Here is a 25,192-nt window from a genome sequence, read left to right on the forward strand (position 1 = left end):
TAGGTGATTTAACTGACAAAAGCCCATTCGTTATGTGGATTACGAAAATGTCAGCAAACCGCGGTTTAGATGCGGATACCGATACATTGATGGTGCTAGAACATCTTGCTTGTAATGTTGTGCATCAAAGTGAGGATGCAAAAGAAGGAGTTCAAGCGTTCCTGAACAAAAAGAAACCGGTGTGGACTGGATTGTAAGAGTTAGGAGGAAAAAAATGATTAAATTTGTTGTCTTAGCACGACGTCCGAGTGATTGGGAAAAGGAACGTTTCTTGGAATGGTGGCGTGGTCCTCATGCAGATATGGCTAAGAAATTACCAGGGGTGTTAGCTTACACTCATGGAAAGGTAGAAAAAGATTTCGATCAACGTAATGGGGAACCGGAATGGGACGGACTTGCGCAACTTTATTTTAAGGATCGGGAAGCCTTAAATCGAATGTTGATATCACCTGAGTGGGTAGCTGCAGTTGAGGATACAGCATCAATGGGAGGGAAGCGAATTGCATTGATTATGGATGAGGTGGATTTATTGGCTGAAGAAATTGGTACAGCTACACAACCACCTAGAGCAGCTTCCCGTAGCTCTCGATTTGTTCTCGATACGTTTGATTTACGCGGGAAAACAGCGTTGATAATGGGGGGGCACGGGGTATTAGCTAGTACTATGGCTAAAACACTTGCAGAATTAGGCTGTAATGTTGCCTTAGCTGCTCGTAAGGAATCTCTATGCGTTAGTTTGGCAGAGGAAATAACCAAAACTTACAATGTAGAGGCGATTGGTCTCCGTTGTGACATTACCAATCAACAAGAAGTAGAAAACACAGTAACGGAAACTATAAACCGCTTTGGCACCATAGATATTCTAATTAATAGTGCAGGGACGTTTTGGTCGGGTCCGCCAGAAGAGATTCCTCTAAATGGCTGGACTAAAGTGATTGATGTAAACCTAACCGGAACTTTCCTATGCTGTCAATCAGCTGCAAAACATATGATTAAAAATGGCGGAGGAACCATCATTAATATTACTTCTTCGGGAGGGCTAATGTCCTTCCCGCCGGAAGCCGGTGAGGTTGTTCCTTATACAACGTCAAAAGCTGCTGTGATAAAGCTAACCCAGGACTTGGCTGTAAGCTGGGCGCATTATGGAATTAGAGTTAACAGCCTTGCACCAGGATCCATCGACTCAGGTTTCACGGAAGAAATTGATGAACAACGACAATCCTGGTTACGTAACCGTATACCTATGGGTCGTTTTGGAAGATCAGAAGAAATTTCAGGAGCTATTGCCTTCCTTGCATCAGAGGCTTCCAGCTTTATGACAGGTCAAACACTTGTTGTTGATGGTGGACAGACGATTGGATAGGAGGGGTCCTTTTGATTAATGAAATCGGTGATATAACATGGGGGACAGAAAGCCTCTGGAAACAGTTCGCCAGGTGGTTTGAAATGGACCCAGAATCAGTAGCGGTATTTGATGGGGAAAGTCCGATAAAGCGAATTGACATTTACCGTAATGTAATAGTTTTAGCGGATCAGCTGTTACAAGCGGGCATTGGGGCTGGTCACAGAGTTCTTTTTGATTCGCATACATCAGTTGATACAGTTGTTATTGGACTTACACTTTCCAAATTAGGAGCAATCATCTGTCCGGTTAATTACAAGCTTGCTAACAAAGAACGCCAATTAATTCTCGAACGACTACGTCCAACTGCTTATCTTAGCCAAAGGAAAGAAAAAGCTGCTGTCGAGTTAGTTGGGTTGAAACATATGTACCTGTATGTACAGCCATCTCCGATTGTAGAGTCAACGTCCGAAGAGGAAACGGTTTTAATCGGCTTTACTTCAGGAACTACGGGTGTTCCCAAAGCAGTGCCACATACTGCTAGTTCACTTAATTATGCAAGTAAGTTTTGTTCAAGCATTGTTGGTTTAAGGCAGGGTGAGCCAATCATGGCTATTTCGCCTCTCACCTCTGCTGCCGGATGGACATTTAACGTTCACATCGCGCTGTCTATGGGACATCCTTTAATTCTTATGGGAGAATGGAATCCACTTAAGGCACTTGAACTAATGGATTTGCATAAAAGTGCTTGGGGGATGTGTGTACCAACCCATCTTCTTCTAATGATGGAGGCAGTCCACTCAGGACAATGGACCCGTCATCTTCCTTCGATGAGAGCCTTATCAGTAGGTGGTAGTCCTAATTCCGTAGATATCGTCATCAATGCAAACAAGTTACTAGGTATTCAAGTACTCCGCATGTATGGAATGTCTGAATGCTTAGGACATGCATCGGTCCGTTTAACTGATCTCGAAGAACGTAAACTCATTTTTGATGGCGTGCCGTTCCCAGGAACTCATTTGGAAGCATATGACAGTAAAGGAAAAAGTCTTCCGCGAGGGGAAATTGGAGAGGCAGGAGTCCGAGGTCCGTCTCTCTTTAAGGGCTACTTGCCAGGACTAGGGGCAGAACAAAATAAGCGAACGTCAGACGATGCTTTTTTAACGGGGGATTTAATCATTCGTGATGAGGAAGGATTCATTAGGGTTGTTGGAAGAATTAAGGACCAAATTATTCGTGGGGGATTCAAAATTGATGCAGCAGAAGTAGAGACCGCCTTGATGACACATCCGGCAATTGTTGAAGCAGCTGTTGTTAGTCGTCCAGATAAACTGCTAGGTGAACGAATCTGTGCTGTTGTATCGGTCCGAGCTAATCATGAGTTAATCTTAGATGACATATGTTCCTGTTTAAAAGAAATTGGGATTTCTAAAGCTAAGTGGCCAGAGTTTTTATTTATTGTACCATCTCTCCCAAAAACCGATTTTGGTAAAGTGGATAAAAACCGGGTGAGGGAGATTGTCTTAAAAGAAGATCAAACTCATGCTTAAATCTATCGAAAAATAATTAGACTTGCTCATAAGATTCTTTTACCTATCTGTAACTGGTATTTCCTGAAAAAGTAGGATGTGTTAATCGGTAGATGCAATACGTAAACAGATGGGTAGTGTGGATATTGCTTTTAATGTTCAAAAGTAGAAGTGAATTTCTGACCAATTTTAATAAACAATTAAAATAATGGTCTTTTGGACAAGTTAGTTCCATTTTCGATAAAGTGTTAGCAGCTGCTGCACAGGTTACGATCTATTAGTGTTGCCATCGAAAACTTCCTTTATCTTAATCTAGTATAGCTATCGAATGCTAGAGGAACATAACATGAAGTTTTTGTACCTGTTTTAATAACCTGATTTGGAAGGAAGGAAATTGTTTTGGTTTCGAATATAAAATATGACTTAAAAGGACCAGAAGGTGCATCAGAAATTCTGCTTTTACATGAACTAGGCGGGAGCCGTTCTTCTTGGCAGTGGATTGATCCATATCTTGAAAATAACTTCAGGAGAATAATCGTTGACCTGCCAGGTGCTGGCGAAAGCCCCCTTGTCAATTCAGTCATGAGCCTAGATGATGTGGCTCGAAGTCTAATTGATTTATTAGATGACTTAAAGATAGAGACCATCAATTTAGCTGGGGTAGCGTATGGAGCGGTTGTTGCTGCCTATCTTGCTGCAAATTTTCCAGAGCGCATCACTTCAGTCATGCTGATCGCGATTGGACCGCACATTAGTCAGGGGGTTTCTGAGTATGTGTTTAATCGTGCAAATCAGGTAGAAAAGGAAGGGATGGAGGCAGTAGTAAACTATAGCCTGGAAAGTTCCTTTCCGTCCTCTTTCAGAGAACGCTTTCCCGAAATTGTTGCGGATTACAGAAAAATATTTACAAGTAATAATCCTTATCATTATGCCGTTTGCTCTCGTGCAATTGCTGGAGCAGGTACAGTTTTGACCCAACGGATAAAGAGCATTCGCTCACGTACTATCTTAATTGGGGGTATGCTCGATCCATCCTTCACACCTGAGGTTGTTGGTGAGGTTGGTCAACTCTTAAACCCACCTGTCAAACCTACTATTATGGAAGAAGCTGGACACTTCCCGCAAATTCAAGCTTCTGAAAAACTCGCAAATTATATGATAAAATTTTTTAACTCAAGAATATATATCTGATTTTTTGAAAGAGTGGTGATACGAATGTTTGATAAAGGACAGGCAATGTTATTGTGGGCACTAGAGTGTCAGCCGGAAATAACTGCAGAGTGGAACGAATGGTACAATCTAGAACATCTGTCTTCACTAGTGCAAGTGCCAGGATTTATAAGCGGCAATCGATATGAACAGGTAGAATCCTCTTCACTGTCACCTTTAAATCCTAGATTTCCAGCCCCACGATATTTGAGTTTCTATGAGCTTTATGATGAAAAAGTGTTAGAGTCCGAGGCTTATCATATTAACCGAACATCTACAGGTCCAGGAATGCGGCCTGAATGGACAAAAAGAATGCTTACTTACATTACTAGTATAATGGGGGGAACCTATAAACCTCTTACTGATACTTGGTTGAATGATACGGACCGTACAGCTCAAAATGTGTGGGCACTATTCTTTGATCCGGAAGAATATGGAGAGGAGAAATTGGATCATTGGTACAATGACCAATTGTTTCCCATATTAAAGGAAAACGAATCTATAAAGGCTTGCCGTCTAATTGGAACCAATCAGTCCTCTCCTAAAGTACAAGGAGGTGTACAACAACTGAAAGGTCCTAGGAGGATTTTGCTGTGCTCCGTTCAAGACCAATTTAATCCGGAAGTACAGCAAGCATCACTAGTGGAAGCGTGGAGAGGTGGAAGAGATTTTATCAGTGCAGCCCAAGCAGTATTATATAAGAGGATGTCAATAAAGTAGTAAATGAGAATTGACATTAATAGTTCGATGAATTTCTAAAGTCTAGTAACGAATAACATTGAGATCGTATAAAAGGTGAATCTTTAATGATTCACCCCATATCCATATTCTATTTATTTGCAAAGTAGAATACCTATTCACTTTTCAAAACATGAAAGTTGATTCACCTTTTAATATTTAAAATGAAAACCTGATGCAAATAATTAAGGGAAAAACGTAATTATAATACCGTTTTTCGTGGGAGGGTTAACATTGGAAAAAGCGAAAGAGAAACTTCCAGTACAGCCCGGGCTCTTTAATTCTATAAAAGAACCATATGGTCTGGTTGTTTCAAAATGCTCTGAATGTGGAGAAATGGCCTTTCCAAAACAGATTTACTGCCCAGAATGCTGTACAGAAACAATGGAAGAATTTATTTTACATTCTCGGGGGAAATTGAAAAGTTTTACTGGGATTTATTCCCCTACACCAGGATACAAAGGGGAAGTTCCATATACAATTGGTGTCGTTGAATTTCAAGAAGGAATCAGAATAATGGGCCTAACTACAGAAAAGACAATTGACCACTTAGAAGCAGGGATGGAAGTTGAAATCATTTTTGATTTGGCATTTGTGGAAGAAGGCCAAGAATTTATAACGTTTAAGTATAAACCAGTTCCATAGGGAAGGAGGGTTTCTATTGGATGAGGTTGTGATTGCTGGAGTAGGAATGCATGAGTTTGGCCGATTTAATGATAAGAGTTACAGGGATTTAGGTTCAATAGCTGCAAAACGTGCTTTAGCAGATGCTAATATGACCATGAAAGATATCCAAGCGGCTTTCTCTGCAAATGTGTATGAGATTTCCGCATCAGGCCATAACGTACTAGAAAGATTAGGTCTTCCAGGTATCCCTATTGTGAATGTAGAAAATGCATGTGCGAGCGGTGCTTCTGCTTTACGTCTTGCGTGCCAAGCAGTCGAATCAGGGGTTTACGATATAGTCCTGGCAGTTGGGTTTGAAAAAAGCCCAAGGGGATTTTTACATGGTGCTGGATATGATTATTGGCAGGAAGCTACGGGGTTGGGAGCAAATCCCATTTATTTCGCGACAAGTATTCATGAACACATGGTGGAATATGGAACGAAAAAAGAACAATTAGCTTATATTACTTCTAAAAGTCATAAGTATGCAGTTCATAACCCCTATGCGATGTTTAGAAAAGAACTGTCGATTGAAGAGATACTTAATGCACGAATGGTCTCAGATCCCTTAACACTTTACATGTTGTGTGCTCCAAATGATGGTGCAGCAGCTGCTATCATTTGTAAGAAGAAAACGGCCCAAAAGTTTACAAAGAACTATGTCACTATTGCTGCTTCCGTTTTGGAAACGAGACGAAGAGGGGATATGTTCGTACCGGCTGTTTCCGCACCTGTCCACACGTCTTATCCAACACTTGCTGAACGAGCAGCTCACGCAGCTTATGAGATGGCAGGAATTAGTCCTGAAGAAATTGATGTAGCTGAAATACAAGATGTGGATGCAGGTTCTGAGATTATCTATTCCGAAAGATTAGGTTTTTGTCCGATAGGAGAGGGAGGGCCGAGAGCTCAGGTTGGCGAGACTTCCATCGGAGGCAGGATTCCTATAAATGTTAGTGGTGGAATTCTTTCCAGGGGTGAACCTGTTGGGGCATCTTCTCTTGGACAAATTGCTGAGGTTACTTGGCAACTAAGAGGAGAAGCGGGTGCTAATCAAGTAGAAGGAGCGAAGGTTGCATTATGTCATAGCGAAGGGGCAGGAGGGAACTCCTGTGTCACCATCTTAAAAAGATAGGGGGAAAAGTAAAAATGATTGATTCTAAAACAGCATCTAAAAATAGTCGAGCGGGAGGAAGAATAAGTAAGAGCTATCTGAGTGAAAATCATGAAATATTCAGACGTGCTTTAAAGAAGTTTTTAGAAAAAGAAGCAGTACCATACTTTGAACAGTGGGAGAAAGAAAAAAAGGTCTCGCTTTCCTTCTGGAAAAAGATGGGGGAACAAGGTTTTCTTTGTCCATGGGCGGATGAAAAGTATGGCGGGGCTAATGCAGACTTTGGATATTCGGTAATTATCAATGAAGAGTTGGAAAGAGTCGGTGGCGGGTTAGTGGGAATCAATAATCATAATGACATTGTAGTCCCGTATATAAATACATTTGGAACTGAAGAACAAAAGCAACGTTGGATTCCTAGATGTATTACAGGCGATATCATTACTGGAATTGCAATGACTGAACCAGGCGGAGGTTCTGATGTTGCAAGTTTAAAGACTACAGCGGTTAGAGAAGGTGATTACTATATTTTAAATGGTGAAAAAACGTTTATTACAAGCGGCATTGTAGGAAATTTATTTGTGGTTGCCTGTAAAACGGATCATATGGCTACACCTGCACATAAAGGAGTAAGTCTTATTGTAGTGGAGAGCAATACGCCTGGCTTTTCTAAAGGACGCCAGTTAGAAAAGGTTGGCCAACACTCTTCGGATACATCTGAACTCATCTTTGATGACGCTCGTGTACCAGCTGAAAATCTATTAGGAGAAGAAGGTAAAGGATTTTATTACTTAATGGAAAAACTTCAACAAGAGAGGTTATTAGTTGCTGTTGGGAGTGTGGCTACAGCAGAAAAAATGCTTGAAGTCACGATTGATTATGTTAAACAGAGGGAGGCTTTTGGAAAAGCAATTAGTAAACTGCAAAATACACAGTTTAAAATAGCCGAAATGGCAACCGAGATTGTTATTGCAAGAACCTTTGTAGATGATTTAATCGTTAATCATATGGAGAAAAAAGATGTCATTACCCAAGTTTCAATGGCAAAGTGGTGGATTACCGAGATGACAAAAAGAGTTGCTACTACCTGTATGCAATTACATGGTGGTTATGGATTTATGGAAGAATATGAAATTGCTAGACGGTTTAGAGATGTTCAAGCAACTACCATTTATGCCGGTACAAATGAAATTATGAAAACCATCATTGCAAAGCGAATGGGCCTCTAAGGGCTAATATCACTGATAACGACCAAATTTATATTAGTATAAAAAATTCAGATGAGCGTTATTTGTTGTTGATTTCATTGACGGTTGCTTGACCAATAGCGACCGTCAGGGTCCTTTTCTATCAAACTACAAAATTCCTTTACTTCTAAATATATATCCCTATCATGATTAAAACAACTTTCCGGGAGGGAGCACTACAATGGAAAATGAGGCGGTCATAATGCAAGTAAATAATGGGATAGCCACAATAACTCTGAATGAACCTAATTCTCTAAATGCCCTTTCAGGTGCAATCATTGAGAAGTTGAACCATTTCTTCAATTCTATAAAAAATGATTCTTCTATTCGTGCTGTTATTTTAACAGGAAATGGGAGGTCCTTTTGTGCTGGTGGCGATATAAAAGGGTTTTCAAAAGTGACTTCTGCAGCCAGCGGGAGAAAATATATGCAAAAGCATAGTTCCTTTCTAAAGGAATTGGTTAATATGGAAAAACCCGTAATAGCGGCGGTTAATGGATTTGCTATCGGAGCGGGCTTCAGTATTGCAATCGCATGTGATATTGTGATTGCCTCGTCTAAGGCCAAATTTGGATTGAATTTTAATAAAGTTGGCCTAGTTCCTGATCTAGGGGCACTCTATCATTTACCAAGAATTGTTGGGATGGCAAGAGCAAAGGAGCTTGCGTTCTCAGATAGAATTCTTTCCGCAAGCGAAGCGAAAGATTATGGCATATGCCTAGAAGTTGTTGAGGAAGATAATCTGTTGAATTTTTGCACCGACTTAGCGAATTCATTTGTCGCTAATCCGCCTATTGCCATTGGGTTAACCAAAACAATGTTAAATCACAGTATGGAATCTTCATTGGAGGATATTCTCAATGAAGAAGCTATGGTCCAAGGGATTGTATTTAATACACAGGATCATCAAGAAGGGGTTCGTGCTTTCATTGACAAAACAAAACCTAATTTTACGGGTTCTTACCAATAAGGTGTAATATTTTTTTCTTTTGTTACTTAGATTACTGATCTAGCCTCGTTGTTTGTAAAGGAGGGAAATTCACTTCTAGTTAATAATAAAAAAGGATGTGAATCAGTGAGAAGATTTAACTTAGAGAATAAAGTGGCAATAGTGACTGGAGGCAACCGCGGATTAGGAAAAGCGATTTCGTTAGCGCTAGCGGAAGCTGGTGCAGATATTGTGATCGTCGGCCGGAATGAAGAAAAAAATAAAGAAGTAGTTGCCGAAGTGAAAGAGTATGGAAGAGCGGTAATCAGTATTCCGACGGACCTTCGGGATATCTCAGCAACCAAAGAAATGATGGGAACAGTAGTTAGACACTTCGGAAAAATCGATATTCTAGTTAATAATGCAGGAATCTCCCATACACAGTTGGCCTTCGATATCTCCGAGAATGATTGGGATAAGGTAATGGACTTAAATGTAAAATCACTGTTTTTCTGTTGCCAATCTGCGGGGAAGGTAATGAAAGAGCAAGGATATGGAAAAATTATCAACCTTGCCTCTGTAGCAGGTGCTGTCGGTGATTATGGGATAGCTCCTTATACGGCAAGTAAAGCTGCAGTAATTAATTTAACAAGGTCGTTGGCGCTTGAATGGGTAAGACATGGCATCCAAGTGAATGCGATTGGACCTGCCTACATTGAAACAGAGTTGAATAGACAAGAGTTAAGCAATCCAAAAATCCGAGCAAAATTGATTGGGAAGACTCCGATGAATCGATTAGGAGAACCAGAAGAAATAACAGGTGCTGTCATTTTGTTAGCTTCGGAGGCTAGCAGTTTTATCACAGGGCAAACGATTTATATAGATGGTGGATGGTTAGCTCAATAAGTATTGTATTCTCTTTGGGGAAGGCAATGTTTCCTTATCATGATATGAAATAAATGAAGAAAAAAACAAAAGGAGGGATAATCTTGTTTGACTTTACCCCAAATGGAGCGCAAAAAGCAATGGTAGATAAAGCAACCGAAATTATGCACAATTATGTTTTTCCAAATGAAAAATATATGATCCCGCATCGTGGATTACCTCAGGAAATTTTAAAGCCATTACAACAAATTGTGAAGGAAAATGGTTTGTGGGCTGGACATCTACCAAAGGATGTAGGTGGAATGGGAATGGGTTTTGTCTCATTAGGATTGCTGTCAGAAGTGATTGGTCAAAGTCCTATCGGCCCATATGTTTTTGGTTCAATGGCTCCTGACGCTGGTAACGGTGAGATTTTAGTTCATGCAGCGACTGAGGAACAAAAACAAAAATATTTAAAGCCACTGGCAGATTATGAAGTTCGTTCCTGTTTTGCTATGACGGAGCCGGAAGTATCAGGTTCTGACCCAAGAACACTCCAAGGAACAGCAATAAAAGATGGAAACGAGTGGATCATCAATGCCCATAAGTGGTTTACCACTGGTGCAGAGGGAGCTGCTTTTGCCATTGTGATGGTCGTAACAGACCCGGAAGCCGAGCCTCATCATCGCACGAGCTTGTTCCTTGTAGATACTGGGACACCAGGCTTTGAGATTGTGCGTGAAGTGCCTGTCATGGGAGATCATTATATAGGAGGACATTGTGAAGTTCGGTTTCATAATTGCCGAATTTCAGAGAATAATTTGCTGGGGAAACGAGGAGATGGATTCAAACTAGCTCAGCTTCGATTAGGTCCTGGGAGGATTACCCACTGCATGCGCTGGCTAGGTGTAGCACGACGGTCCTTGAATGAAATGATAGCCTATTCTTTAACGAAAAAAGATGGGGCTCAAACACTGGCAGATTCGCAAATTATTCAAAACGATCTTGCAGATTCAGAAGCAGAAATTCAGGCTTCCAGATTACTAACACTACAAGCTGCCTGGAAAATGGACCAAGGGGACCAAGCAAGGAAAGAAGTTTCACTTGCTAAGTTATATGGTGCTCAAGTCTTAAATAATGTCATCGACCGAGCTATTCAAAATCTAGGAATGTTGGGATTGACGCCAAATACACCACTAGAAGGGTTATATAGAGAAGCAAGAGCCGCTCGAATTTATGATGGAGCGGATGAGGTACATCGAATGGTGGTTGCTCGACAGGTATTAAAGAATTACCAATCAAAGGAGAAACTATATGAGCAAACTACAAGTCAATGAGATTAATTGGTCCATTGTCGAGGAGTATCTCCGTCAAGAAATACAAGGGCTCAGTTCTTCCCCCCTTGAGGTAAACCAATTCTCAGCAGGATATTCGAACTTAACTTACCTTATTTCTATTGGGGACTGGCAAGGAGTTTTGAGAAGGCCACCATTTGGTCCCATTCCTCCCAAGGCCCATGATATGAAAAGAGAGTTCGAAATACTTGAAAAATTGAATCGTGCTTTCCCGCTTGCACCAAAGCCATATTTATACTGTGCGGACCCAAATATTATGGAACGCCACTTTTATGTGATGGAGAAAAAAGAGGGGTGTGTGTTTGATGAAACTATCCCAAATGAATATGAAAATAAGGAAAACGTAGGACAACGTGCATCAAAAGCTTTGGTTGATACACTAGTCAAATTGCATGCTGTTAATTATAAAACTGCTGGGTTAGATACCATCGGTTATCCAGATGGCTATTTAGGTCGACAGGTGAATGGGTGGATCAAGCGGTTCCACCAAGCAAAAACAAATGATATTCCTGCTGTCAGCTCTTTGGAAAATTGGCTTCTTGATAATATACCACCTTCTCTTTCGCCAACCATTGTTCATAATGATTTTAAATTGAATAATATGATGTTTGCAGCTAATGACCCTGGAGAGGTAATTGGTGTTTTTGATTGGGAGTTAAGTACAATTGGTGATCCACTAACCGACTTAGGTACGACACTTGCCTATTGGACCGAACCCGATGATAAAGTGACAGGGTTATCATCCGTTACAATGAATCCTGGATTTTTTACCAGAAGAGAAATATTAGAACTTTATGGTGAAAAAAGCGGTCGGGATATCACACATATTGACTATTACTTGACTTTCGCCTTTTACAAAGTTGCCGTGATTCTTCAGCAAATCTATTATCGTTGGCAAATCGGGGAGGCAAAAGATAAGCGGTTTGGAAAATTGGATATAGGGATCAAGAATTTATTAGAACAAGCCACTAAGGCGCAGAGAAAAGAAATGCTTCGCTGAGACTCTTCTGTATCCATTAGTTAAGAAAATAATCCAAATTATGATGGGGGTGGAATGACCTTGGCTAACGAGTTATTGAAACCGGAGTTAGAAAATGTAAAAGAAATTTTATCATCCATTTTATGCGATTATGCAGAAAATGCTGAGCAGTCATCCAAAAGAGATAGAAAAGAGTTGTCGAATGAAATCGTTAAACGGTTAAAACAAGTAGTTGATGATTATGGTTTAGATGGAATCGGTACAAATGAGGAATGGGGCGGCACGGAGATATCCTTACTTGATAGAACGAAATTAGTAGAGGAAGCTTCCAAGCACCCATTTGGTCTTTACCATCCAGCTGCAGATGTGTTCGGAGGGGCATTTCCAAGTTTTTTAACTGAGTGTACGAACAAACAGCGGGACTATTTTCTAAAGCCTGCCATGAAAACTGAAAGAGGCTGTTTTATCGCCGTTTGGGAGGAAGCTGAAGATAATGATTTAACCAAATTAACCACATCAGCTATTCGAGATCAAGACAGTTGGATCATCACTGGTGAAAAGTCCTATATACAAAACCTAGATACATCGGGTTTTGGTGTTATCCTTGTAAATTGTCAACTTGAAAGTGGAGAGCTTAAACCAACTCTTTTTCTATTAGATTCTGTTGACCAATTGGAAAGGAAAGAAATGACTTTAATTGATGTACATTCTGCACACTCTATTATTTTTAATCAAACACGAATTTGTGACAATCAACGTATTGGTGCGATAGGTGATGGAACGAGATTTATAAAACAGTGGTTAGCCGAATCACAAGTTTTACTTGCCGCAAAATGCTTAGGTGTTTCCGTTCAAGCTATTGAATATGGGAAAGAATTCGCGAAAAAGAGGATTACGAGAGGAAAACCGCTTGCTGAATTTCCAACAATTCGAAATATGCTCGGGAAAGCGTATATCTCGTTGCAATCGGCTAGATTAATAGTGCAAGATGCTGCAAAAAGGATCGATAAGAATGAAGAGGATTGGGAGCTAATTGCTCAAACTGCGAAACTTCAGGCTACAGAAACTGCTTCAAAAATTGTGGATGATGTCTTACAAATTCATGGAGGTGCTGGTTTTGCTGGTGACTTGCCAATAGAAAGGTGGTATAAGGAGATTCGAATAGCAAGAGTAAACCATCTTAAATCGGAAACAATTATTGAAAATGTCTCATCTAAAGTATTGGAGTAACAAAAAATAATAAAGTAATAGTTTCATATAAAAGTTATTAAGTATCCATACTAGGAGGAATGTATATGCGTGAAGTGGTCATTATAGAGGGAGTTCGGACTCCTGTTGGAAAACGAAAAGGGGTTCTCAGTTCTATTCGTCCGGACGAATTAGCTGCTCATGTTTTAAACGAAGTAGTAGTACGTGCGGGCATAAGCACTAGTCTCGTAGAAGATGTCATATTGGGTTGTGTAACCCAAATAGAAGAACAAACATATAACATTGCCCGAATATCTGCCTTAATGGCAGGCTTTCCAATTCAGGTACCAGGGACAACAATTGACCGCCAGTGTGGATCTGGTCAACAGGCGATACATTTTGCGGCGCAAGCAATTATGAGTGGGGATATGGATATTGTGATCGCTGGCGGTGTGGAAAGTATGACTCGTGTCCCAATGGGATCATCGCGGAAAAATACCGATTGGAGTGAGATGCTGACTTCTCGCTTCGACATGATCCACCAGGGGTTATCTGCGGAAAAGATTGCTGACAAATGGGGATTTACCCGGAAACAGTTAGATGAATTTTCCTTAGAAAGTCATCATCGTGCATTGAACGCCCAAAGAGAAGGAAAGTTTGAGAGGGAGATAATGCCACTACAGGTCAAACTTGAAGACGGAACAGTCATCAAGGTTAAACAAGATGAGGGTCCTCGTGAAGGATCAACCATTGAAAAACTGGGAACCCTTAAGCCAGCATTTGCGGAGGATGGAAAAATTCATGCAGGCAACTCAAGTCAAATGAGTGACGGGGCTGCAGCATTACTACTTATGTCTAAGGAGAAGGCGGAGGAATTAGGGCTTAAACCTAGGTTCCGAATCGCTGCCCGTGCAGTGATTGGTTCTGATCCTATCTTAATGCTGACGGGACCTATTGACGCCTCTAAACAAGTATTAAATAAAGCAGGACTAACGATTGAAGATATGGATGTATATGAAGTGAATGAAGCATTTGCGTCTGTTCCAATGTGTTGGTTAGAAGAAATGAAAGCAGACCCTAGAAAATTGAATCCAAATGGTGGCGCAATTTCTTTAGGTCATCCTCTTGGTGCTACAGGTGCTCGTCTTATGGTTTCGATGATGCATGAACTCGAAAGCACTGGTGGTAGATTTGGACTTCAAGCTATCTGTGAAGGTGGTGGGATGGCTAATGGAACTATTATAGAAAGAATCTACTAACATTTAACTCATGCAGGTAATCTATAGGTTTAAATGAGACTCAAAAAGTCTCTAAACGGAAGGGATAAATACTTCCACTTGAAGAAGGATAGAAAATGTGTCAAAGCATTTTATAAACAACGTACAACTTTCACGCATTGTTAATCATAAAATCAAAGAACAAGAGGAGTGAGTTTTTGAAAAAAATAATCAATCGCCTTACTGTCATTGGATCAGGTGCTATGGGATCACAAATTGCGATGGTTTCAGCCCTTGCTGGTATAGATGTTTATTTAAGAGATATTAGTGAAGAAAGCCTAAGAAAAGCAGAAGAATCATTGAATGGTCATATGAAAAAAAGAATACTCAAAGGTAAATTATCTTCTCAAGAAGTAGAAGAAGCTTTTTCAAGACTGCATTTTGTAACGTCTTTAGAAGAAGCACTAAACGATACAGAATTTGTGATTGAAGCCATTGTGGAAAATTTGGAAGTAAAACGGCAATTATTTTCCGAAGTAGACAAATTGGTTTCAGAGGATGTGATTATCGCGACGAATAGCTCGACGATTGTAAGTTCGAAACTAGCGGATGCGACAAAGCGTCCACACAAGGTATGTAATCTTCATTTCTTTAATCCTGTGCTAGTAATGGAATTGGTGGAGGTTGTAAAGGGGCTCCATACGTCAAACGAAACAGCGGCCACTGCGGTTGAGTTTGTAAAACAAATCAACAAGACTCCAATTTTATTAAAAAAGGAAATTTCCGGATTTGTCGCTAATAGAATTTTGGGTGCACTAATTGATGAAGCAATTTATTTACTAGAAAATGATGTAGCGACTGTAGAGGAAATTGATCTTGCTTGTAAGAAAGCGCTTAATCACCCGATAGGTCCGTTTGCTTTGCTTGATTTAACCGGAATTGATGTGAATTATTATATCAGACAAATCCTATATGAAGAAACTGGCGACGAATCAAAAAAGCCGCAAAGGGTCATCAAAGAAAAATATTTTAATGGAGAATATGGAAGGAAAACAGGAAAAGGTTTCTATACTTATAGTTAGTAGCAGTATAATCCATTAACAACCCATGAGTTCATCAGTCGGTTGAACAAAAGGATATGCCGTCACCCCAAGAAAAGCTAATGATCCTTGGCGAGTCGTTGTAACGTTTATAAAGAGGGCGAATGGATATACCTCTAAAGTTCAATAAGTTCTATAGGGAATACAATTATTTTCACTTGAAAATTCGATACCAAAATAGGCCAAGCACTTTCCCAAAGATGCCTTGGCTTATTTCACTTTTTGAATAATTATTTTGATCACTGAATAGAGAATGAAGAACTTAATGAATATCTCTACGATTATTTCAGGAAAAAGGCTGTATCTAAAAAAGGTTAGCTAGCATGGGTTTGGTCCAATACCGTATTCACACTAGATAATTAATGGTCGAATACATAACTCGTCAGTACATCTTTGGTACCTTTTTCATTAAAGTAGGACTGTTAATCCCATTCAGGTTGTAGAATAGAACAATACTCAGCCTTTTGAAGGGAGTAATGAAAACTTCTAAAGAAATAAGAGAAATCATCAAAAAGGAGTGTATGATTTTCATTGAAATCATACGAATCCAGAAATTTTTCAATAATGGATTGTTGATCTACTAGGTCGAATAATCCTGTTACATAAAGTTGATAGCTGAATTTATCATATAATGAATGAAAGCCTGTATCTTCAAAAATTTGCTTTACTAAATTTAATTCCACCTGTATTCACTCCTTTAAAACAATATACCTTTATATCCTTTTAGCTATTCAAAGATAATGGAATAAATGATTAAATGATTAAATGACATGATATATACTGGAATAATAAACAGAAATGGTATTTACTTTATCACTATCATATTTATATGGTAAGATTGAAAAGATTTAAAAAATAAAAAGTTAGAGTAAAGGAAGATACCGTTGAAAAAACCAGTAAAACTCATAATTGCACTTTCACTCATTATTATTGTTATATTGATGTTTTTTGTGTCTAAGGTAGTTTTTAACTCGGATAATAATTCTGAAGAAGCTGCTGATACGACTGTAATTTCTAAAGATTCAAGTTATCTGAAAGATACGGAAAAAGTATATATAGTCCAGGAATACAATGCAAAGAAAAAGAAAGATATTAAATTTGAACTAAGCTTTATTGGAACATCTAAAGGGTATGATACATGGTATGGAGCGGATACTTATTTAGAGAAGGAAAACAAGTATGGCTTATTTTACGGTGACGATAAACTACTGGCTTACCCGGTAGAGGTGGGCAAAAAGTGGGATGTCAAGCCTTTTACTTTCAACATTGAATCTGTTGATGAAACGGTTACAACTCCGGCAGGAACCTTTAATAACGTCGTAAAGGTTAGAACGACTGAAAATGGTTCAGATGAATACAATCTTACCTATTATGCAAAGGGTGTAGGTCAGATTTTAAAGGAATCTGTTGATTCTTCTAATAAAAAGACCATAAGGTTTGAACTCCAGGAAATAAAAGAAAAGTAATTGAGAAGTCGGCCTGTTTTTAAGAGAACCCACAGAGAGTTTCATTCTCTCTGTGGGTTTTTTTGAAGTGGGGCAAACGAAAAGGTAACTTAAGTGGTAGTCCTCTAGATTATGACAGATCTTATATCGTCCAAGTCTTTTCACGTTTAGAGGGTTGTCAGATGGGGATAATGTTCATACAGAAGAGATGTAAAAAAAGAACGGATTGAACTAGCCCTAAGCTAATCCATTCCGTTCTTTGCTTTTACCAAAACCTATACTTAATAACGATTAAAATCATGCTTATAAGAGGACCATTCCTACCAATCCACTTATAACTCCAAGAATCACTACAGAGGCCACGACAAACAATAGGACCCTTTTAGGGAATGACTTAGCGACAAGTATTAAAGATGGTAGACTGATTGCTGGTAGTGTTAGTAGCAAGGCAGCAGCAGGTCCTCCACCAAGTCCTAAAGACATAAACGTTTGTATAATTGGAATTTCAGCAGCAGTAGGTATAACGAAAAGCATACCGGCTATTGCAAAGATGACAATGGCGATTAGACCGTTTGTAGATGATTCTACTTGAGGGAATAGCCAAACACGCGCAGCCCCTATAAGCAATACAGATAAAACATATGCAGGAACAATATAAAGAACCATACTTCCTAAACTTTTTAACCATCTAGAAAGGAAGTTTCCGGTAGGTTCAGTGTCCGTTATTATCTGGTCTATATCAACCGGTTGTTTGTCTTTAACAAAGCGATTAGCTAAATAGCTGATTCCGAAAGTTAAAATCAGTCCGAAAAATAGGCGAATCAAGGTGAACTTCCATGATAAAACAAATGTCATAAAGACAAGCGTCGCAGGATTGATGGTTGGATTTCCAATCCAAAATGCTAAAGCTGCACCAACCGAGACATTTTTTTTACGTAGTCCAACCGCCACTGGGGCTGAACAACAAGTACACATCATACCAGGGACCGAAGCTAGCCCTCCGATGAATGTGCTGCCGAACGATGTTTTCCCGAGCCATTTAAGAAGCCATTGTGTTGGTAATAAGACTTGTACCAAAGAGCCGAGCAGGATTCCTAGTATGGCCGCTTTCCATACGGACGAGAAATAAACCTGTGCATAATCCCAGGCAGATTTCCATGATAGGGTGGCGCTTGACTGATCTCCCAAAATAGATGTTCCAATGGAATGTGTATCGGCTGCTAGCATCCCTTTTTGATAATAGGGCCACCATTTTATATAAAGTAATCCTACAATAGCGATTACTAAAAATGAAACGATAAACCACAAAGCTTTAGTATTTGACGAGTGTTGTTCATGTAGAGTAGGTCTTAGCTGTGACATGGTTACCTCCCAATAAAATAAAAAAATTTCAAAAGACAATATATTATACCACTAATCTTTAATTTATTTTGGTGAAATAGTAAATTTCACAAATTTAAGCCTGAATTATGCTTTTATTGACTATGTGTTTTATAATAATTAAGACGAAAAGAAAGGTTGATTTAATTATGACAAATTCAAATAGTGTTAAGCTTACTTCATTATCCTCAAAAGGAGGTTGTGGCTGTAAAATCGGTCCAGCAGACTTGGCTCAGGTTTTACGTGGTTTACCACCTACTCTTCCTAACCCGAATTTATTAGTTGGTTTAGATACAAGTGACGATGCTGGTGTTTATCGTTTAAATGATGAATTGGCGATTGTACAAACCGTTGATTTCTTCACTCCCATCGTTGATGATCCATATTCATTCGGACAAGTTGCGGCAGCCAATGCCATCAGTGATATTTACGCAATGGGGGGAAAACCGCTAACTGCGCTAAATATTGTTGCCTTCCCAATTTCCAAATTGGACAAACAAGTCTTAACTGATATCTTACGAGGTGCAGGAGATAAGTTAAAAGAAGCAGGTGCCACTCTTGTCGGGGGACATTCAATCGATGATAATGAACCAAAATTCGGTCTTGCCGTGACGGGACTTGTTCATCCTGACAAGGTCCGTACAAATGCAGGGGCAAAACTAGGGGATAAACTTATTTTGACTAAACCTATTGGTGTTGGCATTTTAACGACATCGATTAAAAGGGACCTTCTAACAGAGGAAGAAATCGCCCACGTTACAAAAGTAATGTCCACGTTAAATAAAATAGCTTCAGAAACGATGGAATCCTATGATGTCCATGCGTGTACGGACGTTACTGGTTTTGGTCTATTAGGGCATGCTTCAGAAATGTCAAAAGGAAGTAATACCGGTCTTCGTATCCATCATGCCCAAGTGCCAATATTGCCGAGGGTTAAAGAGCTAGCTGAAACTGGTGCCGTGCCGGGGGGAACAAAAAATAACTTTGCCCATCTTCAAGGTGATGTCACTTTCCCAGAAACAATGGATCAGATAGATCAATGGATATTATGTGATGCCGTAACATCTGGAGGACTTTTGATTTCCGTAGCAGGTGTAGAAGCAGATGCATTATTATCCGATTTACAAGATGCGGGAGTGGAAGCCGCAATAATTGGTGAAGTAACCGAAGAGAATCCAGGGCACATTGTTGTCATATAATGAACGAAAAATTTGCTTGGAAGAAATCGACGAAAGCTGATTTCTTCCATTCTCATTTCTCAACGTTTGAAGATATTCAAGTTTTTCTTTCAGATCCAGAAAGGTGGAAACATTGTGTTCCAAGATATTTCAGTTGATGAATTGCTCGATTTAAAGGATAAGAAAGAACTCACGGTAATTGATGTACGTTCCCCATCTGAATATAAAGACGCCACCATTCCTGGCAGTTTAAATATACCGTTTTTTGATGATGCAGAAAGAGCCGAGGTTGGAACGCTGTATAAACAAGTGAGTGCCCAGGCTGCTAAAGAACGAGGTTTAGAAATTATTTCAGTAAAATTACCACAGTTTATAAAGGATTTTGCTAAGATAGAAGGCAAAAAAGCCGTTTTTTGTTGGCGTGGGGGTATGCGAAGCAGGACCACTGCCACTGTCCTATCCTTAATGGGAATTAAAGCCCTTCGATTGGATGGAGGGTATCGTAACTATCGTAACTGGGTGGTAGATCACTTAGAAACGCTGGACATGAAACCCGAAGCCTATGTATTGAACGGATTTACCGGAACAGGAAAAACGACAATTCTGCATCGACTTAGGGAAGATGGATACCCTATTTTAGATTTTGAAGGTATGGCAAATCATAGAGGGTCTGTTTTTGGCCAGATTGGTCTGGAACCGAATAATCAAAAAAAATTCGATTCATTACTTTTCGAGAGTGTCCAAAAAGTTCAGCAATCACCGTTTGTTCTTATTGAAGGAGAAAGTAAAAGGATTGGTAAAGTCATAATTCCAGATTCCGTTTTAGCAAAAAAGGAACAAGGAATACAGGTATTCATCGATTTACCCATAGAAGAAAGAGTTCTTCATATTTTAGAGGACTATCAACCTTGGGAACATGAACAGGAGTGTCTTGAAGCCTTTTTAAGGATTAAAAGACGAATTCACACTCCCATTGCTGCTCAAATAGAAAATGATTTGAAATCCGGTAACTATTCGTCGGCAGTCGCACTATTACTTGAATACTACTATGACCCTATGTATCAACATACCGCTGACCATTTTCCCGATGATCGAAAAATCACAATCCAGGCTAAAAATGTGGATGAAGCAATTGAAATCATTCGTGAACGGTTACGTGTAAAGCATGGATAGAAGTAATACTGTTTGGGTTTTCCTTTTCCAATCAAAAAATGGATTAACTGAATCCTAATTCGTTTTAAAATGTAAAAAAAAAGCACACCCTAAAAAAGGTGTGCTTTTTTTGATATTCTATTATTTATACATTTCAGCGATTTGCTTTTGTAATTTACTATCTTCAAGGTACTCATCATAGCTAATTTGCTTATCGATAGTTCCTTTAGGTGTAAGTTCGATTATGCGGTTGGCAACTGTTTCAATGAACTGGTGATCATGAGAAGAGAAAATCATAGCTCCTTTGAAATTGATCAGTCCATTATTCAAGGCAGTGATAGATTCTAAATCAAGATGGTTGGTCGGTTCATCAAGCATTAAGACATTTGAACCACTTAGCATCATTTTAGAAAGCATGCAGCGGACTTTTTCTCCACCTGATAGTACGCTGGCTTTTTTCGTCACTTCATCACCGGAGAATAGCATTCTGCCTAGGAAACCTCGCAGGAAGCTTTCACTTTGATCATTAGGAGAGTACTGACGCAACCAATCAACAAGTGTCAAATCGACACCTTCGAAGAATTCAGAGTTGTCTTTCGGGAAATACGCTTGTGAAGTGGTAACACCCCATTTGTAAGTACCGCTATCTGGTTCCATTTCTCCAGCAAGGATTTTGAACATGGTCGTTTTAGCAATTTCATCTCTACCGACAAATGCAATTTTATCTTCTTTGTTCATGATGAAGCTTACGTTATTCAACACGGTCACACCATCAATGGTCTTTGTGATTCCATCTACACGTAGGAGGTCGTTCCCAATTTCACGCTCTGGTGAAAAACCTACATAAGGATAACGGCGGGATGATGGTTGAATATCATCTAGACTTATTTTATCCAATAATTTTTTACGTGAAGTGGCTTGACTTGATTTAGAAGCATTGGCACTGAATCGCGCAATGAAATTTTGAAGTTCTTTAATTTTTTCTTCTTTTTTCTTATTGGCATCTTGTGTCAATTTAAGAGCTAGTTGGCTTGATTCATACCAGAAGTCATAGTTACCGATGTAAATTTTGATTTTACCGAAATCCAAATCCGCAATATGTGTACATACCTTATTAAGGAAGTAACGGTCATGGGAAACGACGATAACGGTATTTTCGAAACCAATCAAGAATTCTTCCAGCCATCTAATTGCTTTTATGTCCAAGTGGTTGGTTGGCTCATCAAGTAAAAGAACGTCAGGCTTGCCAAACAGGGCTTGTGCAAGCAATACTTTCACTTTGTCGCCACCAGTTAATTCAGCCATTTTCTTTGTATGAAGGTCTTCAGAGATGCCAAGACCTTTTAAAAGGATGGATGCTTCAGGTTCAGCTTCCCATCCGTTAAGTTCTGCGAATTCACCTTCAAGTTCGGCGGCTTTCATACCGTCTTCATCAGTGAAGTTTTCTTTCATATAGATTGCATCTTTTTCTTGCATGACTTCGTATAGTCTTTCATGGCCCATGATGACAACTTTAAGGACCTCTTCTTCTTCAAAAGCAAAATGATCTTGTTTCAAAACGGCCAGGCGTTCGCCAGGTCCCATATGCACATCACCGGATTGTGCTTCAATTTCTCCGGAAAGAATTTTTAAGAATGTGGATTTACCGGCACCATTTGCCCCAATCAATCCATAACAGTTACCAGGCGTGAATTTTATATTAACATCTTCAAACAGTTTACGATCGCCGTAGCGCAAACCAACGTTATTTACTGTAATCATTTATTTACATTCCTCCAATGACAATATCTTTAAAATTATAACATGAAAGAGGGGTCAATAAAAATATTTTAGGTTAACATAAGGGAAAAGTGATATATGCATGATAATTTGGCAATTTGCTCTATACACCGTTCTTATAAGAAAACTCTAATCCTTTATGTGAGTGATGTGGATGACTTGGTACTAGTTCTTTTATTTTGGCTTAATAAAGAAATATTTGCTCCCGTCAGCCCATCTAGATAGCCGTAACTATCATATCTCCGATATAAATATAACAATGATATTTCCTAATATTTAATTCTAATAGATTCTTTTCTGGAATATATAGTTTTTCATTCGAAATATAACGTAAACTGGATGCACTGCATTAAAAAAGATTTTAAAAAACCCGTCTGAGATAAATAAAAAGGTTGAATGTAATTGTCAATTCCTTTTTTCTTTGATAATATGTATGTCCATTTCCGAGGGCATGGTTTAATTTCACATGTTCTAACATGTAGAGGGGAAGGATCAGAATGATACGACATCCCGATTTCGAAAAAGAACGTGAGCGGTTGGATTTTACAAAAAGGTACATTGATGTAGTCATCAAAACTTCAGAGAGCAATAAGGGTCAATTCCAGAAGAATATGCAAGAGGCTTTTGGTGATGCGGATTGGTCGGAGTCAGGTTTATACTCCCAGTTACTGACTACCGCCAATTTCTTTGAAATGTCTCAGTCTGAATTGGATAGTCTGAAAATAGCAAGGAACAAACCATACTTTGCAAGAGTAGACTTTGTCCGGCATGACAATACTCAAGGAGAAATTCTTTATTTTGGTAAAACATCCTTGTATCAACGTGAAAGCCAAGAACAGATTATCGTCGATTGGCGTTCGCCCATTGCCAATCTATATTATGAGGGCCGAATTGGAGAAGTGAAATATCAAGCGGAAGGAGAAACATTCAGCGGGGATATCACGCTAAAGCGGCAACTGATGATTGAGGATGGCGAGTTGGAAGAGGTCAGGGACATTGACTTGACTACAACGGATGAATTGTTGCAGGAATCCCTTTCTAAAAGCTCAAGCAATCGCTTGACAGACATCATCACGACGATTCAGGAAGAACAAAATAAAATCATTCGTGCCGATTTAAATAAACCCATTATCGTTCAAGGGGCGGCTGGTAGTGGTAAAACGACGATTGCCTTACACCGGATTTCTTATTTCATTTACCATTACAAAGATTTATTTGACCCACGTCAGTTAATGATCCTTGCCCCAAGCCGAGTATTCATCGACTACATATCCGAAGCTTTGCCGGAACTGGGAGTCGATAAAGTCAAACAGTTCACATTTGCTGAATACGTCCAGGTGGCAATTGGGCGGCCTTTAAATCTAATACATGATGATAAATTGATGCGTATATTGGAGGAAAACAATGACGAAACCAAAGTGGCAATCTGGATATCAGGTTTAAAAGGATCTCCTTTATTTAAATTGATTTTGGACGGATATATAAAAGATATCTTCCGGAGCTTTCACCCAGTGGAAGATTTTTATTGTGATAATTACCGGTTATATTCTGCCAAGAAGTTTATTAGATTATTAGAAGAGGATTATTGGTACCTGCCACTTTATGGACGCCTTGATAAGTTAAAGGACATCTTACAAAATGAAGTGAAATTGAAAAAGAAAAAAATGTTAGATCGAGTTGCTGATTTTTATCAAACGAAAATTGATAAAGCCTTCGCCAGGAACATTGATCCGGTAAAGCGGAAGGAATTTGTCACAAAGTGCCATGACAAAATGATAGAACGGACCGAACGGATGAAAAAGGCGATTCGTACGTCAGTTAAAGCATATTTTAAACCATTCACAAACAAAGGCTTGCTACAGTATTATCAGGAGTTATATCAGGATCCTGAGCGTATGGCCTTTTACAGCAACGGTAAACTAAGCTTCGAGGATGCACGTACGTTATGTGAATATAACCAAAAATTGTTTCATGAAAAAAGCTACGAAATCGAGGATTTAGGTGCCTTGTTATATTTACAGGAATTAATTTTTGGTGTTAATAAAGACCATAAAGCCAAAAACGTTGTCATAGATGAAGCCCAGGATTATAGTTTTATGCAATTGCAAGCATTGAAGACAGCCTTTGACACGGATATGTTCACACTTGTTGGAGACCTTGCCCAGGGCATTCATTCGTATAGGGGACTTCAAACATGGGAAGATGTTCATCGTTCCATTTTTCCTAGAGCGACTTATACAGAACTGCAAAAAAGCTACCGGACGACCATTGAAATCATGGGGCAGGCCAATCGGATTCTAAAAATGTTACCTTATGATTTCCCTGAGGTCGAGCCTGTGGTCCGTCATGGAAACGAACCTGAATTCATATCCATCAAAAGCAATTGGGAGGGGCAATTGATTGATCTTATCGAAAAGTTAAAGGAGGAAGGGTATCATACATTTGCCATCATCGCCAAAACGATGAAAGATTGCGTGCTCGCGAATGAAAAATTGAGTAAGCTGTCCAATGATTTTCATTTAATTAATGAAGAGGGTATGATTCCGAAGCATAAAACGATGATAATCCCATCCTATCAATCCAAAGGTCTTGAATTCGATGTTGTCGTGGCCTTATCTCTGGAAGAGACATTTCTTCTGGAGAATGAACTTGATTTGAAATTGCTTTATGTCACCATGACAAGACCTTTACATCGCCTTTACTTTTTTGGAAGTGAAAAAGAAGATTTTCTTTTAGCTTGATGGATAAGATAGGAGGCCGATAGACGTCTGTGCCTCCTATT

Annotated in this window: 22 protein-coding genes; 19 read left to right on the forward strand and 3 right to left on the reverse strand. The window is 39.3% G+C overall.

The genetic code is table 11. From position 1 onward, the window contains the following. From ACIQXR_RS02935 to ACIQXR_RS03005, 15 genes are all read left to right on the forward strand, one after another. Positions 1–197 (forward strand): enoyl-CoA hydratase/isomerase family protein (locus ACIQXR_RS02935; protein WP_402958651.1); only part of this gene is annotated, 197 nt, incomplete at its 5' end. A gap of 17 nt (positions 198–214) precedes the next feature. Further along, positions 215–1,363 (forward strand): SDR family oxidoreductase, encoded by a 1,149-nt coding sequence (locus ACIQXR_RS02940; protein WP_402868805.1) that lies wholly within the window; start codon positions 215–217, stop codon positions 1,361–1,363. A gap of 11 nt (positions 1,364–1,374) precedes the next feature. Then, on the forward strand, positions 1,375–2,892 hold the full coding sequence (locus ACIQXR_RS02945) for a class I adenylate-forming enzyme family protein (RefSeq protein WP_402868804.1): 1,518 nt from the start codon (positions 1,375–1,377) through the stop codon (positions 2,890–2,892). A 378-nt stretch (positions 2,893–3,270) separates the two neighbouring features. Beyond that, a complete protein-coding gene (locus ACIQXR_RS02950) occupies positions 3,271–4,062 on the forward strand; it encodes an alpha/beta fold hydrolase (RefSeq protein ID WP_402868802.1) in 792 nt (263 codons plus the stop codon). A gap of 24 nt (positions 4,063–4,086) precedes the next feature. Continuing rightward, complete coding sequence (locus tag ACIQXR_RS02955; RefSeq protein ID WP_402868800.1) at positions 4,087–4,800, forward strand: hypothetical protein; 714 nt, start codon at positions 4,087–4,089, stop codon at positions 4,798–4,800. Between the two features lie 252 nt (positions 4,801–5,052). Next, positions 5,053–5,463, forward strand: a complete 411-nt coding sequence (locus tag ACIQXR_RS02960) for a Zn-ribbon domain-containing OB-fold protein (protein WP_402868798.1) — start codon at positions 5,053–5,055, stop codon at positions 5,461–5,463. A gap of 16 nt (positions 5,464–5,479) precedes the next feature. After that, entirely contained in the window at positions 5,480–6,619 is a 1,140-nt protein-coding gene (locus ACIQXR_RS02965) for a thiolase family protein (RefSeq protein ID WP_402868797.1), read from the forward strand. A gap of 14 nt (positions 6,620–6,633) precedes the next feature. Next, positions 6,634–7,827: an acyl-CoA dehydrogenase family protein gene (locus tag ACIQXR_RS02970; protein ID WP_402868796.1), complete on the forward strand. Its 1,194-nt coding sequence runs from the start codon at positions 6,634–6,636 to the stop codon at positions 7,825–7,827. Between the two features lie 199 nt (positions 7,828–8,026). Continuing rightward, positions 8,027–8,815, forward strand: a complete 789-nt coding sequence (locus tag ACIQXR_RS02975) for an enoyl-CoA hydratase/isomerase family protein (RefSeq protein WP_402868794.1) — start codon at positions 8,027–8,029, stop codon at positions 8,813–8,815. Between the two features lie 105 nt (positions 8,816–8,920). Continuing rightward, on the forward strand, positions 8,921–9,679 hold the full coding sequence (locus tag ACIQXR_RS02980; protein ID WP_402868793.1) for an SDR family NAD(P)-dependent oxidoreductase: 759 nt from the start codon (positions 8,921–8,923) through the stop codon (positions 9,677–9,679). Between the two features lie 83 nt (positions 9,680–9,762). Continuing rightward, entirely contained in the window at positions 9,763–10,974 is a 1,212-nt protein-coding gene (locus tag ACIQXR_RS02985; protein WP_402868792.1) for an acyl-CoA dehydrogenase family protein, read from the forward strand. Beyond that, positions 10,952–11,992, forward strand: a complete 1,041-nt coding sequence (locus tag ACIQXR_RS02990; protein ID WP_402868791.1) for a phosphotransferase family protein — start codon at positions 10,952–10,954, stop codon at positions 11,990–11,992. Before ACIQXR_RS02985 ends, ACIQXR_RS02990 begins: the two co-directional genes overlap by 23 nt. Positions 11,993–12,052: 60 nt before the next feature. Further along, on the forward strand, positions 12,053–13,201 hold the full coding sequence (locus tag ACIQXR_RS02995) for an acyl-CoA dehydrogenase family protein (RefSeq protein WP_402868789.1): 1,149 nt from the start codon (positions 12,053–12,055) through the stop codon (positions 13,199–13,201). 65 nt (positions 13,202–13,266) lie between these two features. Then, the gene (locus tag ACIQXR_RS03000) at positions 13,267–14,418 is read left to right on the forward strand and encodes a thiolase family protein (protein WP_402868787.1); all 1,152 of its coding nucleotides are present in this window, start codon (positions 13,267–13,269) and stop codon (positions 14,416–14,418) included. Between the two features lie 176 nt (positions 14,419–14,594). Beyond that, a complete protein-coding gene (locus ACIQXR_RS03005; protein WP_402868785.1) occupies positions 14,595–15,458 on the forward strand; it encodes a 3-hydroxyacyl-CoA dehydrogenase family protein in 864 nt (287 codons plus the stop codon). Between the two features lie 440 nt (positions 15,459–15,898). On the opposite strand, the gene ACIQXR_RS03010 is transcribed toward ACIQXR_RS03005, so the two are convergent. Further along, complete coding sequence (locus tag ACIQXR_RS03010; RefSeq protein ID WP_402868783.1) at positions 15,899–16,159, reverse strand: hypothetical protein; 261 nt, start codon at positions 16,157–16,159, stop codon at positions 15,899–15,901. 201 nt (positions 16,160–16,360) lie between these two features. On the opposite strand from ACIQXR_RS03010, the gene ACIQXR_RS03015 reads away from it, so the two are divergent. Further along, positions 16,361–16,942 (forward strand): hypothetical protein, encoded by a 582-nt coding sequence (locus ACIQXR_RS03015; protein WP_402868781.1) that lies wholly within the window; start codon positions 16,361–16,363, stop codon positions 16,940–16,942. Between the two features lie 282 nt (positions 16,943–17,224). Here ACIQXR_RS03015 and ACIQXR_RS03020 read toward each other — a convergent pair whose 3' ends face one another. Further along, a complete protein-coding gene (locus tag ACIQXR_RS03020) occupies positions 17,225–18,283 on the reverse strand; it encodes a permease (RefSeq protein ID WP_402868779.1) in 1,059 nt (352 codons plus the stop codon). A 167-nt stretch (positions 18,284–18,450) separates the two neighbouring features. Here ACIQXR_RS03020 and selD point away from each other — a divergent pair, with 167 nt between their 5' ends. Together selD and mnmH are read left to right on the forward strand one after the other, a co-directional pair. Next, a complete protein-coding gene (gene selD / locus ACIQXR_RS03025; protein ID WP_403079460.1) occupies positions 18,451–19,500 on the forward strand; it encodes a selenide, water dikinase SelD in 1,050 nt (349 codons plus the stop codon). A gap of 114 nt (positions 19,501–19,614) precedes the next feature. Then, positions 19,615–20,652 carry a tRNA 2-selenouridine(34) synthase MnmH gene (gene mnmH, locus ACIQXR_RS03030; RefSeq protein ID WP_402868775.1) on the forward strand — a complete coding sequence of 346 codons (1,038 nt, stop codon included), beginning with the start codon at positions 19,615–19,617 and terminating at the stop codon, positions 20,650–20,652. 120 nt (positions 20,653–20,772) lie between these two features. Here the strand turns inward: mnmH and ACIQXR_RS03035 are convergent, their stop codons facing one another. Then, the gene (locus ACIQXR_RS03035; RefSeq protein ID WP_402868773.1) at positions 20,773–22,392 is read right to left on the reverse strand and encodes an ABC-F family ATP-binding cassette domain-containing protein; all 1,620 of its coding nucleotides are present in this window, start codon (positions 22,390–22,392) and stop codon (positions 20,773–20,775) included. Positions 22,393–22,907: 515 nt separating this feature from the next. Here ACIQXR_RS03035 and ACIQXR_RS03040 point away from each other — a divergent pair. After that, a complete protein-coding gene (locus ACIQXR_RS03040) occupies positions 22,908–25,151 on the forward strand; it encodes a HelD family protein (protein ID WP_402868772.1) in 2,244 nt (747 codons plus the stop codon). The last annotated feature ends 41 nt before the right edge of the window (positions 25,152–25,192 follow it).

Origin of the sequence: Peribacillus sp. NPDC097224, from assembly GCF_044761985.1 — a bacterium.
Classification (GTDB): Bacteria; Bacillota; Bacilli; order Bacillales; family DSM-1321; genus Peribacillus.

What these genes read in the sequence shown, in the direction of transcription:
- ACIQXR_RS02940 (WP_402868805.1), top strand. Translation starts at nt 215, where the DNA reads ATGATTAAATTTGTTGTCTTAGCACGACGTCCGAGTGATTGGGAAAAG.
- ACIQXR_RS02955 (WP_402868800.1), top strand. Translation starts at nt 4,087, where the DNA reads ATGTTTGATAAAGGACAGGCAATGTTATTGTGGGCACTAGAGTGTCAG.
- ACIQXR_RS02970 (WP_402868796.1), top strand. Translation starts at nt 6,634, where the DNA reads ATGATTGATTCTAAAACAGCATCTAAAAATAGTCGAGCGGGAGGAAGA.
- ACIQXR_RS02975 (WP_402868794.1), top strand. Translation starts at nt 8,027, where the DNA reads ATGGAAAATGAGGCGGTCATAATGCAAGTAAATAATGGGATAGCCACA.
- ACIQXR_RS02990 (WP_402868791.1), top strand. Translation starts at nt 10,952, where the DNA reads ATGAGCAAACTACAAGTCAATGAGATTAATTGGTCCATTGTCGAGGAG.
- ACIQXR_RS03000 (WP_402868787.1), top strand. Translation starts at nt 13,267, where the DNA reads ATGCGTGAAGTGGTCATTATAGAGGGAGTTCGGACTCCTGTTGGAAAA.
- ACIQXR_RS03020 (WP_402868779.1), bottom strand. Translation starts at nt 18,283, where the DNA reads ATGTCACAGCTAAGACCTACTCTACATGAACAACACTCGTCAAATACT.
- selD (WP_403079460.1), top strand. Translation starts at nt 18,451, where the DNA reads ATGACAAATTCAAATAGTGTTAAGCTTACTTCATTATCCTCAAAAGGA.
- ACIQXR_RS03035 (WP_402868773.1), bottom strand. Translation starts at nt 22,392, where the DNA reads ATGATTACAGTAAATAACGTTGGTTTGCGCTACGGCGATCGTAAACTG.
- ACIQXR_RS03040 (WP_402868772.1), top strand. Translation starts at nt 22,908, where the DNA reads ATGATACGACATCCCGATTTCGAAAAAGAACGTGAGCGGTTGGATTTT.